Source organism: Pseudomonas sp. AC016 (genome assembly GCF_979253365.1).
The window spans coordinates 3,301,081-3,315,835 of sequence record NZ_CEEDCC010000001.1 but is presented as its reverse complement, the minus strand read 5'-3'; the positions used below and the strand labels follow the sequence as shown (position 1 = coordinate 3,315,835).

Below are 14,755 nucleotides of genomic sequence, written 5' to 3'. Positions count from 1 at the left end.
TTCCTTACAGGCCTGCGTGGGCGGCAATGGCGGCAGCGATGGCCAGAGCCAGCTCTTCGGGTTTGCGCTTGATCGAGTAGTTGGTCAGTTCAGGGTGGCTTTCGACAAAGCTGGTGTTGAACTCACCGCTGCGGAATTCCGGGTTGCGCAGAATCTCCTGGTAATAGGCCGCCGTGGTTTTCACCCCTTGCAGGCGCATGTCGTCCAGGGCACGCAGGCCACGGTCCATCGCCTCTTCCCAGGTCAGCGCCCAGACGATCAGCTTCAGGCACATCGAGTCGTAGAACGGCGGAATGGTGTAGCCGGTGTAGATCGCCGTGTCGGTGCGCACGCCAGGGCCGCCGGGTGCGTAATAGCGGGTGATCTTGCCGAAGCTGGGCAGGAAGTTGTTCTTGGGGTCTTCGGCGTTGATGCGGAACTGCAACGCGAAGCCGCGATGGATAATGTCTTCCTGCTTGACCGACAACGGCTGGCCGGACGCGATGCGAATCTGCTCGCGAACAATATCGATCCCGGTGATTTCCTCGGTGATGGTGTGTTCCACCTGAACGCGGGTGTTCATCTCCATGAAGTACACCTCACCATCGGCGAGCAGAAACTCCACGGTGCCTGCGTTCTCGTAACCCACCGCCTTGGCCGCGCGCACCGACAGATCGCCGATGTAAGCGCGCTGTTCCGGCGTCAGTTGCGGGCTCGGCGCGATTTCGATCAGTTTCTGGTTGCGGCGCTGAATCGAGCAGTCGCGCTCGAACAGATGCACGACGTTGCCAAAACTGTCGCCCAGAATCTGCGCTTCGATGTGCTTGGGATTGACGATGCATTTTTCCAGGAAGACCTCGGCCGAACCGAAGGCCTTGGTCGCTTCCGAGATGACTCGGGGAAAGGCCTGCTCCAGTTCTTCACGGCTGTTGCAGCGCCGGATGCCACGTCCACCGCCGCCGGAAGTCGCCTTGAGCATCACCGGGTAACCGATGCGATCCCCTTCAATCAGCGCCTCATGGATGTCGGCCACGTTGCCTTCGGTGCCCGGCGTCACTGGCACACCGGCCTTGATCATGCTGCGGCGCGCCTCGGTCTTGTCACCCATACGGCGGATGACCTCAGCGGATGGACCGATGAATTTGATCCCGCGTTCGGCGCAGATGTCTGCCAGTTCGGCGTTTTCCGAGAGAAAACCATAACCGGGGTGCAATGCGTCACATCCGGTTTCCACAGCGAGATTGACCAGCTTGCGCGGGTTCAGGTAACCCGCGAGCGGCTCGGCACCAATGCTATAGGCTTCGTCGGCGCGTTTGACATGCAGGGCATGGCGATCGGCGTCGGAAAAGATCGCCACCGAGCGAATGCCCATCTCGGCACAGGCGCGCACGATGCGGACGGCAATCTCTCCCCGGTTGGCAATCAGTATTTTTGTTATCACTGGCGTTTCCTCGACCTTAAGGACTAACGTCCTGGCTGCTTTTTGTAACGAAGCATGTGACTGAATGCCGCAGGGACACCCTATGCCTGATCGAGAATTAATAAAAATGAGTAAAAGTTGGGTCAGCCATAAGTAAAAGCTTATAGTCATCATCCTGACCGGTAACCGGAACTTATACGAATGCGTAAGTCATTGATGCGTATGACATTGCGTCAACTGCGTATTTTCAATGAGGTGTGCGACCTGCGCTCCTACAGCCGCGCGGCTGAGGAAATGGCACTGACTCAACCCGCAGTCAGTCTGCAGATTCGCCAGCTTGAAGAACTGGTCGGGCAGCCGTTGTTCGAGTACGTCGGCAAAAAGCTCTACCTCACAGAAGCCGCCGAAGCGCTGCAGGCTGCCAGCAAAGATATTTTTGGCCGCTTGGAAAACCTCGATATGCAGCTCTCTGACATGCAGGGCTCGCTGCAAGGTCAGTTGAAGCTGGCCATCGAATCGAGCTGCAAGTATTTCGTCCCACACCTGTTTGCCGCCTTCAAACGCCAGCACCCGGAAGTCAGCCTGAACCTGACGGTGGTCAATCGTGCATTGGTGATCAGAAGACTCTCGGACAACCGTGACGACCTGGTGATCATGTCAATGGTGCCGCAGGACATGGGACTGGAGTTTCTGCCGTTCCTCAACAACCCCATCGTTGCCGTGGCGCCGCCGGATCATCCGCTGTGCAGCCACGCGTCACTGAGCCTGCGGGACCTGGAACCCTGGCCGCTGCTGACCCGCGAGCCTGGATCAGGCACACGTCGGGCCTGCGAGGAGTATTTCAAGGAGAAGCGTGTGCACTTCACTCAGACGTCGGAAGTGTCTTCAAGCGAGGCCCAGCGCGAATGCGTTGTGGCGGGGCTGGGACTGGCAATGCTGACACGTCATGCGGTGTGTCAGGAACTCGCCACCGGCGCGCTCGCGGAGCTGCCCGTGGCGGAGTTGCCGCTGTATCGAAGCTGGTGCGTGGTTCAGGCCAGAGACAAACGCCTGTCTCCGGTAGCCCACGCCTTTCTGGCATTCATTCGCAGTGAACGTGCGCAGATCAGCCAGCTTGTCGAACGTTTCGACGGCCGTCCTCGGACGGCGTGAGGGTCTGCCAGACGGTGCCGGTCACGCCATCCAGGTAATCAGACAGGTCCTGATTGAGCTGGCGCGCCTCACAGTAGCTCTCGATAGCGCGACGAAATTCCATGCGACGCTGATCTTCCTGCTGACGGCGGGTTTTCACGGTGCTGTTGGGTAAATCGTCGTAGTGCCGAGCCATGTCCTGTCTCCCAATACGTTTCGTGGAAGAGCATCTTCACACCTCGCTGTTACGGAGACGCGGCGAATGCATGACAAGGCCGTTACATTTTTCAAAGCTGTCGAGCAAGAAAAAATACATATGTATTCCGATTCGAGAGACCGATCGACAGACACTGGCCCTGCAGGACGCAAATCACCGGCAACCGGCCGGTGAGACCCTCTACAGCAAGGAGCTGAAAAATGACTATCGACAACAAGAACTGGCGTGCACGCGATGACCGGATGCCAGGTGTAAATACCTTTACAGTAACCGGCATCGTACCCACCAGTGCCAGCAACGATATTCCCACGCTGGCCCTTAGTGGCAAACCGGGTGCAGCGGGCCAGTTGAATCTGGAACTGAGCTACAGCAAAGAAGGCTTCGGCCTGCAGGTTCTGGGCGAGGCGCGAGTTACATACGCCCAGCCAAGCGACGCAACCATCACCACCGTTCATGTTTATCAGAACGACCAGTTGCTGGTATGCATTGACGATGTAGAAGTTACGCACTGATCGACGCGCAACACGCTCTCGAATGAAAACGCCCGCCAGTGACCTCAAGGTCTCTGGCGGGCGTTTCAGTTGCTGCCTGCTACTGACGGCGAACGCTGTCAGTCTTCGTGAGGCTTGATCGATTTCGGCGACAGACGCAGGCTGCGCAAGCTGCGCTTGACGCTTTTAAGGTGATTGACCAGGCTCGGACCACGCGCCATGGCAACACCCATCGCCAGCACATCGATCACCACAAGATGCGCGATGCGCGAGGTCAGCGGAGTATAGATCTCGGTGTCTTCGTGAACATCGATTGCCAGGTTGACCGATGACAGCTCGGCCAATGGTGTCTGACTCGGACAAAGCGTAATCAGGGTCGCACCGCTTTCACGCACCATATTTGCCGTGATCAACAGGTCCTTGGACCGGCCCGACTGAGAGATGCACACTGCAACGTCTGTCGGCTTGAGCGTCGCCGCCGACATGGCCTGCATATGCGGGTCGGAGTACGCCGCCGCCGTCAACAGCAGGCGGAAGAACTTGTGCTGTGCATCGGCTGCTACTGCACCGGATGCACCAAAGCCATAGAACTCGACACGATTGGCACCCGCCATGGCAGTGACTGCCAGTTGCAGCGCATGGGGGTCGAGGTTTTCGCGCACTTCCATCAAGGTATGCAGGGTGGTGTCGAAAATCTTCAGGCTGTAGTCAGCGACCGAATCGTCTTCGTGAATCGCGAACTGCCCGAAGCTGGCACCTGCGGCGAGGCTCTGAGCCAGTTTGAGCTTGAGGTCCTGAAACCCGGTGCAACCGATGGCGCGACAGAAGCGCACGATGGTGGGCTCGCTGATGCCCACACTATGGGCAAGATCAGCCATGGAACTGTGCATCACAGCCGCAGGGTCGAGCAGCACATGGTCGGCTACCTTGAGCTCCGATTTGCGCAGCAGATGACGTGACTGGGCGATGTGTTGCAGCAGATTCAAAAGGCAGACTCGATAATGAAGTGGTGGGCGGGTTGTAGCTTTCTTGTAGTTATACTACATGACCTGCGAGACGCCCAGTTAAACGAACGCGAAAGGTCTGACGCAGCATTTAGAAGGGCAAATCATAAAAATATGTGGGAATAATCCTACATACGCGAAATTCTCCCGCATACGACAGTCAGCTCAAAATGAGTGAAGCAGAATTCCAGCCATCGCGGTCGCTTCAATCGGGCGACTGATCAGATAACCCTGCACTTCATCGCAGCCATGGCTCCTGAGAAATTCCAGCTGGCTCTGGTTTTCCACGCCTTCGGCAACCACTTTCAACCCCAGGCTGTGGGCCATGGAGATAATCGCCTGAATGATGGCGGCGTCCTCGGTGCCATCGCCCAAACCGCTGATGAATGCGCGGTCGATCTTCACGTAGTCCACCGGAAACCGTCGCAGGTAACTCAATGAAGAGTAGCCGGTGCCGAAATCGTCGATGGCCAGTTTTACGCCCAGGTCGCGCAACTGTTGAAAGGTCGCAATGATGTGTTCGACGCTGTCGAGCAACTGGCTTTCGGTCAGCTCCAGTTCCAGCCACTGCGGTGCCAGTCCGGTTTCCTCAAGCACCTGGCGAACCAGGCTCACCAGCTTGCCCTGACGCAACTGATGCACCGAAAGATTGACCGACACCCTGATCGGCGCCATGCCCTGGCGCTGCCACTCACACGCCTGCCAACAGGCCTGGCGCAGCACGAACTCGCCAATGGCACTGATCAGCCCAGTCTCCTCGGCAAGCCCGATGAACTCACCCGGCGCAACCATGCCGCGCTGCGGATGGTGCCAGCGCACCAGGGCTTCGGCAGAATCCAGGCGCCCGGTCCTGAGGCACAGTTTGGGCTGATAGAAGACCTGGAGTTGCTGTTCGTCGACAGCCCTGCGCAGTTGAATTTCAAGCTGCAGGCGCTCGAGCGTGCTGGCCTGCAGGCTCTGGGTGAAAAACTGGAAGTTATTGCCGCCCAGGTGTTTGGCATGCTGCATCGCCATGTTCGCCTGACTCACCAGTGCAGGGACCTCGCGGGCCGAATCCGACAGCAGGCTGATGCCCACCGAAGCGCTGATCACCAGTTCGTGACCTGCCACCGACAGCGGTACGCGCAACTTGCCCAGCAGGCGACTGGTTACACGGGCCAGACTGGAAAGGTTCGAGTAACCGTCAAACAGTACGGCGAATTCGTCGCCGGAGAGCCTTGCGATGGTGTCGGCTTCCGGCATGGCGTTGCTCAAGCGACGAGCAATATGCTTGAGCAGTTGATCAGCGATTTCATGACCCAGGCTTTCGTTGAGCAATTTGAAGCGGTCGAGATTGATATGCAGCAACGCCAGACTTCTGCCTCCCGACCGGACACGCTCGCGAGCCTCACGCAGCCGTTCGTTGAACAGCGAACGATTGGCCAGTCCGGTCAGTTCATCGAAATATGCCAGGTAGCGCATGCGCTCCTCTGCCGCACGGCGCGATGAGAGATCGGAGAAGAAGCCGACAATGTGGCTTAGTTTCCCTGCCTTATCGAGCACAACGTTCAACTGCAGCCATTGCGGATACAGCTCGCCGTTCTTACGTGCTTCGACCAGCTCACCCTGCCATTGCCCGGTCTGTTCCAGGGATTGATGAATGGTCTGAAAGTGACGCCGCGCATCGCGGCTGCTGGCAATGTCGGTCACCCGGCGCCCGATCACATCTTCCGGCTGATAGCCACTGACCCGGCTGAAGGCCTGATTCACCGTGAGGATGCAGTAGTCCGGATCGAAGATCACGATGCCTTCGCTGGCAGCGTCAAACACGGTGGCTGCCAGGCGCGGCGGGCTCTTGCTCAACGCCTGATTGGCCTCCTCCAGCTCAAGGGTGCGCTGAGCCACACGGTCTTCCAGCCAGATCTGCGCCTCCCTCAAGCCGCGCTCGGCTTCGCGGCGCTGATCGATTTCATGAGCCAGTTCGGTGTTGAGCGCATCACTGGTCGCTTGCGCCTGCTGCAAATGCTCGATCAGGGCCTGGTTCTGGAAGCGCCTCAGCAAACTGCGCTCCAGCAGACGATTGACCTGCCACGCCACCACGCTCAAGGCAAACAACAGAATAAGGCCGAGCCACCCCCAACCGCGAAACGGAATGTCACCACCCCAGAACAGGTACAGGATCGGCGGCAACAGGCAAGACAGGCTGAACACCAGAAACGCGGAAATACTGACGGCGTAGGCAACGCTGGCAGACAGGATCGCAGCGCCGATCAGGCCGAATACCCAGGCCTGCTGCTCGAAATTTTCCACCGGGACCAGCACCACTGCCGCAGCGGCCAGGGTCAGGCCGCTGACACAGGCGCCCATGAGAAACATCCTGCGCCAGACCGGTTGCGCCTGACGCTCTCTGGAGGCCGCCTCGAACGCGGCGACCTGGGTGATCCGCAGGCAGACAAGCGCAGACAGCCAGCCCAGCCAGATCCACACCAGCAGATAGCGTTCGGCGCCCCAGAGCAGCCAGGCACAGACAAGACCGTTCAGAAACATGAACAGCGTCGGCAGCAGTGAGCCTTGATAAAGAAGACGCGTGCGTTCGAGCGCCAAAGGCGCGGCGAACTGCCTGTAGAGGTCGCGGCGAGTGTTTTCGAGGACCTCGCCCGCGCTGAAGCGGTATGTCATGGCGTCGTTCTTGTCGTTGATCAGACCCCGCATGCGCCCGGTCAGGAGCGTTCAAAAGGAGTCTTGGCCCTGAGCGTGTGCGGAGCATACACAAGGCCTCGGGCAGACCAAACTGCCGGACCAAACAAAAATATCAATATGCCACTGCGCTGAGTGATCTGCCCTCGCTCAAGGCACGGCGCGCAACGCTCGCTGCACTGACCGACCGGTCGTCAGCGCCAGCGATTTTTTATTGGCCCACGCAAAGCATGGTTTGCCCACCATGACGCAGCACCCTAGAATGCGCCGATGCGCGATGATCTCTCTCTTCTTCTTAATTCCCTCAACGATGCCCAGCGTCAGGCCGTAGCCGCCTCCCTGGGTCGTCAGTTGGTCCTGGCCGGTGCTGGCTCCGGCAAAACCCGTGTGCTGGTGCATCGCATCGCCTGGCTGATGCAGGTCGAGCAAGCCTCCCCGCACTCGGTCCTGTCGGTGACGTTCACCAACAAGGCCGCCGCAGAGATGCGGCACCGCATCGAGCAACTGATGGGCATCAGCCCGGCAGGCATGTGGGTCGGCACGTTCCACGGCCTGGCGCACCGCCTGTTGCGGGCGCACTGGCAGGAAGCCGGGCTGGTGCAGACCTTCCAGATTCTGGACAGCGACGACCAGCAACGACTGGTCAAACGCGTGATCCGCGAGCTGGGTCTGGACGAGCAACGCTGGCCGGCCCGTCAGGCGCAGTGGTTCATCAATGGCCAGAAAGACGAAGGGCTGCGTCCGCAGCACATTCAGGCCAGCGGCGACCTGTTCCTGACCACCATGCGCAGCATCTATGAAGCCTATGAGGCAGCCTGCCAACGTGCCGGCGTGATCGACTTCTCCGAACTGCTGCTGCGCGCGCTCGACCTGTGGCGCGACAACCCCGGTCTGCTGGCGCACTATCAGCGTCGCTTCCGCCACGTGCTGGTGGACGAATTCCAGGACACCAACGCCGTGCAGTACGCCTGGTTGCGTCTGCTGGCTCAGGGCGGCGACAGCCTGATGGTGGTCGGCGACGACGATCAGTCCATCTACGGCTGGCGCGGCGCGAAGATCGAGAACATTCACCAGTATTCGTCCGACTTCCCGGACACCGAAGTCATCCGTCTGGAGCAGAACTACCGCTCCACGGCGAGCATCCTCAAAGCGGCCAACGGCTTGATCGTCAACAACAGCGGTCGCCTGGGCAAAGAGCTGTGGACCGATGTCGGCGACGGCGAGCTGATCAGCCTGTATGCCGCCTTCAACGAACACGATGAAGCGCGCTATGTGGTCGAGACCATCGAGAGCGTGCTCAAGACCGGTATCTCGCGTAACGACATCGCCATTCTGTACCGCTCCAACGCCCAGTCGCGGGTGCTGGAAGAAGCCCTGCTGCGCGAGCGCATTCCATATCGTATCTACGGCGGCCAGCGATTCTTCGAGCGCGCCGAGATCAAGAACGCCATGGCGTATCTGCGCTTGCTGGAAGGTCGCGGCAACGACGCGGCGCTTGAGCGGGTCATCAACGTTCCGGCGCGTGGCATCGGTGAAAAGACCGTTGAAGCGATTCGTGAGCATGCCCGCCATGCCGACGTGTCGATGTGGGAAGCGATGCGCCTGCTGGTCGCCAACAAAGGCCTGACCGGCCGTGCGGCGACTGCGCTGGGCGGATTCATCGAGTTGATCGAGAACCTGTCGGCCAAGGTCATGGACATGCCGCTGCACCTGATGACCCAGACCGTCATCGAGCAGTCCGGACTGATCACCTATCACGAGCAGGAAAAAGGCGAGAAAGGCCAGGCCCGGGTAGAAAACCTTGAGGAACTGGTCAGCGCCGCGCGCGCTTTCGAGAACACCGAAAGTGAAGAAGACCTGACCCCGCTGGCCGCCTTCCTCGGGCATGCGTCGCTGGAAGCCGGTGACACTCAGGCCCAGGAGCACGAAGAAAGCATCCAGCTGATGACGCTGCACAGCGCTAAAGGTCTGGAGTTTCCGCACGTGTTCCTGGTGGGCATGGAAGAAGGACTGTTCCCGCACAAGATGAGCCTGGAAGAGCCCGGCCGTCTTGAAGAGGAGCGCCGTCTGGCTTACGTCGGCATTACCCGCGCCATGCAGCAATTGGTGATGACCTACGCCGAGACGCGTCGCCTGTACGGCAGCGAGACCTACAACAAGGTTTCGCGTTTCGTACGCGAAATCCCGCCCGCGCTGATTCAGGAAGTGCGCTTGTCCAACAGCGTCAGCCGACCATTCGGCGGCACGCAGAAGGTCAATAACAGCAGCCTGTTCACCGGTACCGGCATCCCGGAAACCGAGTTCACCCTGGGCCAGCGCGTGCAGCATGCCGTCTTCGGCGAAGGCGTGATCCTCAACTTCGAAGGCGCTGGCGCCCAGGCCCGCGTGCAGGTCAACTTCGCCGAAGGCAGCAAGTGGCTGATGATGGGCTACGCGAAGCTGGTGGCGTTGTAATCGGATCTGATTGTCCCAGCGCTCTGCGTCCGCCCTTGAAGGTGACGCAGAGCGTCACGGCTGCATGCCCACGCGGAGCATGGGCAGGATCGGTGTGCTTGAGATCACGCTGATCGTTCCCACGCTCCAGCGTGGTAACGCCGCCCAGGACGCTCCGCGTCCGCTCTGGAATGCGACACATATCTCCCTGACAACACGCCCACTTGGAGCATGGACTTAATCCACCATCAATCCGGGTTGTGCTTTCATTCAGCTGTACGCGCGTATAACTGAACGTGCAGACGACCAATCCCACAAGCTGTAGCGAAATGTCTTACGCTGTTTGTGTAAAAGTCCGAAACATTAACGTGCTGGTCATGCAGCCATGTGCTGTGCAACATGACGCGCGTGCAATCACAAAACGGGAATACCCATATGCAACGTTTTCTTAGCTTCGCGATGGCGCTGTGCATCGGGCTCACTCTGAGCCTGGATGTGAATGCCGCGCGTTTCGGTGGTGGCAAGAGCATGGGCTCGGCACCGACCCACCAGGCGCGCCAGACTGCGCCTTCCACGCCTGCCGCAGCCCCTAACGCTGCCGGTCGCCCGACGCCTGCCGCCAGCGGCGCATCACGCTGGCTGGGCCCATTGGCCGGCATCGCTGCCGGTGGCCTGCTCGCAGCCATGTTCATGGGCGACGGCTTCCAGGGCCTGCAACTGTTCGACATTCTGATCGTGGGCCTCATCGCCTTCCTGATCTTCCGCTTCATTGCGCGCAGACGTCAGCAGCAACAGCCGAAAATGGCCGGTGCCGGTGCGCCTTATCAGCGTGAAGCCAGCCAGCCTGCGCAGAACCCGATCTTCGGCAGCAGCCCGGCCGCTTCCGCAGCGCCTGTGATCAACGCACCTGCCTGGTTCAATGAGGAACGCTTCCTTGAAGCCGCTCGCAGCCACTTCCAGTCGCTGCAGCAGCACTGGGACGCCAACGAGATGGACAAGATTGCGGAGTTCGTCACCCCGCAAATGCTCCAGTTCCTGAAAAAGGAACGTGCGGACCTGGGCGATGGTTTCCAGTCGACCTACATCGATAATCTCAACGTCCAGCTGGACGGTGTGGATGATCGTGCCGACAAGACGATTGCGACCCTGACCTTCTCGGGCGTTTCCAAAACATCGCGCCTTGATCAGGGCGAAGTGTTCAGCGAAAGCTGGAACATGGAACGTGCGCAAGGCGACAACCAGCCATGGCTGGTCGCGGGAATTCGCCAGAACGGTTGAACCAGATTCCGTTATTGCGTTCAGAACCCCGGACATGTCCGGGGTTTTTTGTTTATCCGTTCGGATAGTTATTTTGAGAAAGGCTTTACGCTACTGTATAACCCGCGCCATCAAGTAAGAGGATCCGTGTCGTGGAAGAAGTCATCGAACAACTGCGTGAAGCAAACGAACCGGTTCCGGTTCCGCTCGAACTGCCCGATGAAGACCTGTTGGTCGAAATCGAGGAACAGCTGTTCATCAACATCCCGTTCGTCTTCAAGGAGTTTCTCCTGACGGTCAGCGACGTGGTGTACGGCAGCCTCGAGCCCGTTACAGTCACTGACCCGCAGTCGCACACCTACCTGCCGGATGTGGCCGCAACCGCCTGGGATGATGGTGTACCGCGCGAGCTGATCCCGATCTGCCAGGACGGCGACGACTACTACTGCGTCGAAGAAGACGGCACTGTGCTGTTGTGGTCCGCCGAAGAAGAACTGGTCACCGAAGAAAGCTGGGAATCGGTCTGGCACTGGGCGCGGGACGTCTGGCTGGAAAGCTGATACCCGTCGAGCCATGTCTGCAGAACGTGTGTCACCGGGCTCAATGCCCGGATGACTCCGGATTGTTGTTACCCAGTGTCTCTATCAGCGCCAGTTGCATGCGCGTGTGAACGCGGATGAACCAGCGCCACAGCAGCGCAGCGACAAGCGCCGCCACCAGCGTGATGACCAGCAACAGTTCGTTGGCCGGCAGAATGCTGGCTGACAGCGCAGCCAGCATGACGAAAATCAACGCCAGCGAAAGCAGTGGAATGACTTCGGACAGGACCTTGCGCACCCGCACCGTGTGACGCCCCGCCATCTCCGGTTTGACGCCCATCTCTGCCAGCAGCATCGACAACGCCTTGAGCTTGCGATACGCCGCAATCAGGAATGGCAACGACAGCAGCAACGCGGCACCGCAGATCAGCGCCTTCTGATAACTGACATCCCCGACCCATTCGCTCATGTAGCCGCCAATGCGCTCGGCGAAATATCCACCGCTGAAGAAGATCGCCATCACCAGCGCCAGATTGACGCCGACCTGCAGCAGGATGCGACGGATTATCTGCGCCAGCACCGCGCCTTCTCCCTGTGGCTGGATACTGCGCAGCCACTCACCGTACATGTTGAACACTCGCGCAACGCGCCCGGGCACCATCATGGCGAGCTTGTTCGACAGCGGATCGGCACCACGAATCAGGTACGGCGTCAGCAGGGTCGTGATGGCCGACACGGCGACGGCTACTGGATACAGGAAGTCGCTGGTCACCTGCAGCGTCATACCCAATGCCGCGATGATGAAGGAAAATTCGCCAATCTGTGACAGCCCCATGCCTACCCGCAGCGAGGTCCTGCCATCGTTACCGGCGAGAAACGCGCCCAGCCCACAGGACAGCATCTTGCCCAGCACCACGGCAACGGTAATTACGGCGATGGGCCAGGCGTAATCGAGCAGGATTTTCGGATCAATCATCAGGCCGATCGCCACGAAGAAAATCGCACTGAACATGTCCCGGATCGGCTCGATCAGGCGCTCGATTTTTATCAGCTCCCTGGATTCAGCCATGATCGCGCCGATCAGGAAAGCGCCCAGCACCATGCTGTATTCCAGCTTGACGACCAGCAGACAGAAACCGAAACACAGGCCCAGCACCGTCACCAGCAGCATTTCGTTGCTTTCGAATCTGGCCACGTAGGCCAGCACGCGCGGCACCAGCAGAATGCCGATCACCAGCGCGACGATCATGAACAGTGACAGCTTGCCGACGGTCGAGAACACCTCGCCGGAGCTGACCGATCCGCTGACCGCAATGCCGGACAACAGCGCAATGATGCCAATGCCGAGGATGTCTTCGACGATCAGCACCCCGAAGATCAACTGAGCGAAGCGCTCGTTCTTCATCTTCAGGTCGTTGAGCGCCTTGACGATGATGGTGGTCGAGGAGATCGCCAGAATCGCGCCCAGGAACAGCGAGTCCATGGTTTTCCAGCCGAAGAACTGGCCGATCTCGTAGCCGATCCAGATCATCAGGGCGATTTCGAGAAACGCGGCAATGAACGCCGTGGCACCGACCTTGAACAGTTTGCGCAAACTGAACTCAAGGCCCAGGCAGAACATCAGGAAGATCACCCCCAGCTCGGCGAGGGTCTTGATCGTGTCTTCATCGTGGATCAGGCTGAAAGGCGGCGTATGCGGGCCAATGATGAAACCCGCAACGATATAGCCCAGCACCACGGGCTGCCGCAGTCGATGGAAAAGAATGGTTACCACGCCCGCCACCAGCATGATCACTGCCAGGTCCTGAATGAAATTGACGGCATGCATTAGGATGGGGCTCCTTCAGGTGATGAGTTTCCTTGACCGGTACTGGACGCGCTTGCCGCGTCGCCTGCCGAAATTTCGTCATCCAAATCTGACGAAAACGTAGGAAAAAACCCGATCCACGGGTTTTTGAAGGTTAACACTGCACTCTTCGACAAAAAGCCGGTGCAATATATGGAAACAGATGGAATGACGCGTGACGGGCAGTGAATGGCCAGCGTCCCGATACTGTGCAGCCTGAGTGACTGCGACACCTCGAGCGCCAGCATAGGCGTCTTTGAACACCTTGACCGTGTGAGTACGCTATGGAACCCGGAAACGCCCAGCTGTCGATGACTGTATTGATGACCCCGGACATGGCCAACTTCTCTGGCAACGTGCACGGCGGTACGTTACTCAAGTACTTGGATGAGGTGGCTTACGCGTGCGCAAGCCGCTATGCCGGTCGCTATGTGGTCACGTTGTCCGTGGACCAGGTGATCTTCCGTGAGCCGGTGCATGTCGGCGAACTGGTGACCTTTCTGGCATCGGTGAACTACACCGGCAACACCTCGATGGAGGTCGGCATCAAAGTGGTGACCGAAAACATCCGCGAGCGCTCGGTACGCCACTCCAACAGCTGCTTCTTCACCATGGTGGCCGTGGACGACAACCGCAAACCGGCCAGCGTCCCGCCATTGGAACCGGAAAGCCCTGACGCCAAGCGTCGTTATATCCAGGCGCAGCAACGCCGCCAGCTCCGTCAGGAACTGGAAAAGCGTTACCAGGAAATCAAGGAAGAAGCGCTTTAAGGAACGGGCTCAGGCAGGGATGCCCGAGCCGCAGCAACAGTCGGCCGTTACAGCCTGACCGCTTCGAAACGTACCCGCGGATGAGCGATACGGTCCTGAGCACGAACCAGTTCCAGTTCGTAACTGCCGCACGCCTGGGTTTCCAGCAGCACTTCGTGCACGGCGGATGCAGTGAATTCGAACGCTGCGACCAGATTATCGCCCAGCAGGATGCGCGACAGGAACAGGCCCGAGGTCAGATCACCCACACCCACCGGCTGGCGCGGAAACGCCAGTAATGGCCGACGCAGATGCCAACTGGCGTCGGCGGTCACCAGCAGCATTTCAAAGCCGTCGGCCGCCTTGCCGGGGTAATCCAGATGCTTGACCACCACAGCTTTCGGGCCACGTGCCAGTAGCGCCTTGGCCATCCCCAGGCAATCGAGCAGCGACTCAGGCTTGCGCCCCGAGAAACTGTCCAGCTCCAACTGGTTGGGGCACAGGAAGTCGGCCATAGCGGCGGCCTCTTCCAGCAGAAAATCGCTGACTTCAGCCGGGACAATGCACCCCTTCTCGGGATGACCCATCACCGGATCGCACAGATACAGTGCCTTGGGATTGGCCGCCTTGATACGTGCAACGCCCGTCAGGATCGCCCTTCCTTGCGCGGCGCTGCCCAGATAGCCGGAAAGCACGGCATCGCAGTTGCCCAGCTCGCCGATGGCGGCAATGCCGTCGATCAGGGCCGGAATCTGCTGCGGGGCCAGCACTTCGCCGGTCCACTGCTTGTATTGCGTGTGGTTGGAGAACTGAACCGTGTTGAGCGGCCAGACATTGACACCGATACGTTGCATCGGAAACACCGCTGCACTATTGCCTGCGTGGCCGAAGACCACATGGGACTGGATAGCGAGCAAGTGGGGTGTACGTTTCATGGGAATATCCTGAACACGATGCAAATGCAGTAATGAGAAATATAAGTCGCACAGTATGGCTGTAAATCACTCAGGACA

At 59.2% G+C, this 14,755-nt stretch carries 12 protein-coding genes; 6 read left to right on the top strand and 6 right to left on the bottom strand.

From position 1 onward, the window contains the following. Window positions 1-4: 4 nt before the first annotated feature. Entirely contained in the window at window positions 5-1,420 is a 1,416-nt protein-coding gene (locus AC0IXS_RS15080; protein WP_025995457.1) for an acetyl-CoA carboxylase biotin carboxylase subunit, read from the bottom strand. Window positions 1,421-1,615: 195 nt separating this feature from the next. On the opposite strand from AC0IXS_RS15080, the gene AC0IXS_RS15075 reads away from it, so the two are divergent. Next, the gene (locus AC0IXS_RS15075; protein ID WP_206336075.1) at window positions 1,616-2,551 is read left to right on the top strand and encodes a LysR family transcriptional regulator; all 936 of its coding nucleotides are present in this window, start codon (window positions 1,616-1,618) and stop codon (window positions 2,549-2,551) included. On the opposite strand, the gene AC0IXS_RS15070 is transcribed toward AC0IXS_RS15075, so the two are convergent. After that, entirely contained in the window at window positions 2,505-2,726 is a 222-nt protein-coding gene (locus AC0IXS_RS15070; RefSeq protein ID WP_050575475.1) for a PA3496 family putative envelope integrity protein, read from the bottom strand. The two genes, AC0IXS_RS15075 and AC0IXS_RS15070, sit on opposite strands and share 47 nt — an antisense overlap. Before the next feature lie 221 nt (window positions 2,727-2,947). Here AC0IXS_RS15070 and AC0IXS_RS15065 point away from each other — a divergent pair, with 221 nt between their 5' ends. After that, the gene (locus tag AC0IXS_RS15065) at window positions 2,948-3,259 is read left to right on the top strand and encodes a hypothetical protein (RefSeq protein WP_057410537.1); all 312 of its coding nucleotides are present in this window, start codon (window positions 2,948-2,950) and stop codon (window positions 3,257-3,259) included. A 98-nt stretch (window positions 3,260-3,357) separates the two neighbouring features. Here AC0IXS_RS15065 and hexR read toward each other — a convergent pair whose 3' ends face one another. Further along, complete coding sequence (gene hexR / locus AC0IXS_RS15060) at window positions 3,358-4,224, bottom strand: transcriptional regulator HexR (RefSeq protein WP_004881672.1); 867 nt, start codon at window positions 4,222-4,224, stop codon at window positions 3,358-3,360. 183 nt (window positions 4,225-4,407) lie between these two features. Next, window positions 4,408-6,900, bottom strand: coding sequence for a putative bifunctional diguanylate cyclase/phosphodiesterase (locus AC0IXS_RS15055; protein ID WP_471826238.1), 2,493 nt, complete (start codon window positions 6,898-6,900; stop codon window positions 4,408-4,410). A gap of 288 nt (window positions 6,901-7,188) precedes the next feature. Between AC0IXS_RS15055 and uvrD the strand changes: the two genes are divergently transcribed. From uvrD to AC0IXS_RS15040, 3 genes are all read left to right on the top strand, one after another. Then, complete coding sequence (uvrD, locus tag AC0IXS_RS15050; protein ID WP_025995461.1) at window positions 7,189-9,372, top strand: DNA helicase II; 2,184 nt, start codon at window positions 7,189-7,191, stop codon at window positions 9,370-9,372. A gap of 414 nt (window positions 9,373-9,786) precedes the next feature. Further along, the gene (locus AC0IXS_RS15045) at window positions 9,787-10,629 is read left to right on the top strand and encodes a Tim44 domain-containing protein (RefSeq protein ID WP_471825008.1); all 843 of its coding nucleotides are present in this window, start codon (window positions 9,787-9,789) and stop codon (window positions 10,627-10,629) included. Between the two features lie 131 nt (window positions 10,630-10,760). Then, a complete protein-coding gene (locus tag AC0IXS_RS15040; protein ID WP_004881680.1) occupies window positions 10,761-11,168 on the top strand; it encodes an SMI1/KNR4 family protein in 408 nt (135 codons plus the stop codon). 40 nt (window positions 11,169-11,208) lie between these two features. Here AC0IXS_RS15040 and AC0IXS_RS15035 read toward each other — a convergent pair whose 3' ends face one another. Further along, on the bottom strand, window positions 11,209-12,975 hold the full coding sequence (locus tag AC0IXS_RS15035) for a cation:proton antiporter (RefSeq protein ID WP_057411022.1): 1,767 nt from the start codon (window positions 12,973-12,975) through the stop codon (window positions 11,209-11,211). Between the two features lie 302 nt (window positions 12,976-13,277). Here AC0IXS_RS15035 and AC0IXS_RS15030 point away from each other — a divergent pair, with 302 nt between their 5' ends. Further along, window positions 13,278-13,763: an acyl-CoA thioesterase gene (locus tag AC0IXS_RS15030; RefSeq protein ID WP_004881681.1), complete on the top strand. Its 486-nt coding sequence runs from the start codon at window positions 13,278-13,280 to the stop codon at window positions 13,761-13,763. A gap of 47 nt (window positions 13,764-13,810) precedes the next feature. Here AC0IXS_RS15030 and pdxY read toward each other — a convergent pair whose 3' ends face one another. Continuing rightward, a complete protein-coding gene (pdxY, locus tag AC0IXS_RS15025; protein WP_025995464.1) occupies window positions 13,811-14,677 on the bottom strand; it encodes a pyridoxal kinase PdxY in 867 nt (288 codons plus the stop codon). Between the last annotated feature and the right edge of the window lie 78 nt (window positions 14,678-14,755).

Coding starts and splice junctions, on each gene's coding strand:
- AC0IXS_RS15065 (WP_057410537.1), top strand. CDS start 2,948: ATGACTATCGACAACAAGAACTGGCGTGCACGCGATGACCGGATGCCA.
- AC0IXS_RS15045 (WP_471825008.1), top strand. CDS start 9,787: ATGCAACGTTTTCTTAGCTTCGCGATGGCGCTGTGCATCGGGCTCACT.
- AC0IXS_RS15035 (WP_057411022.1), bottom strand. CDS start 12,975: ATGCATGCCGTCAATTTCATTCAGGACCTGGCAGTGATCATGCTGGTG.
- pdxY (WP_025995464.1), bottom strand. CDS start 14,677: ATGAAACGTACACCCCACTTGCTCGCTATCCAGTCCCATGTGGTCTTC.
- AC0IXS_RS15055 (WP_471826238.1), bottom strand. CDS start 6,900: ATGACATACCGCTTCAGCGCGGGCGAGGTCCTCGAAAACACTCGCCGC.
- AC0IXS_RS15070 (WP_050575475.1), bottom strand. CDS start 2,726: ATGGCTCGGCACTACGACGATTTACCCAACAGCACCGTGAAAACCCGC.
- AC0IXS_RS15075 (WP_206336075.1), top strand. CDS start 1,616: ATGCGTATGACATTGCGTCAACTGCGTATTTTCAATGAGGTGTGCGAC.
- AC0IXS_RS15030 (WP_004881681.1), top strand. CDS start 13,278: ATGGAACCCGGAAACGCCCAGCTGTCGATGACTGTATTGATGACCCCG.
- uvrD (WP_025995461.1), top strand. CDS start 7,189: ATGCGCGATGATCTCTCTCTTCTTCTTAATTCCCTCAACGATGCCCAG.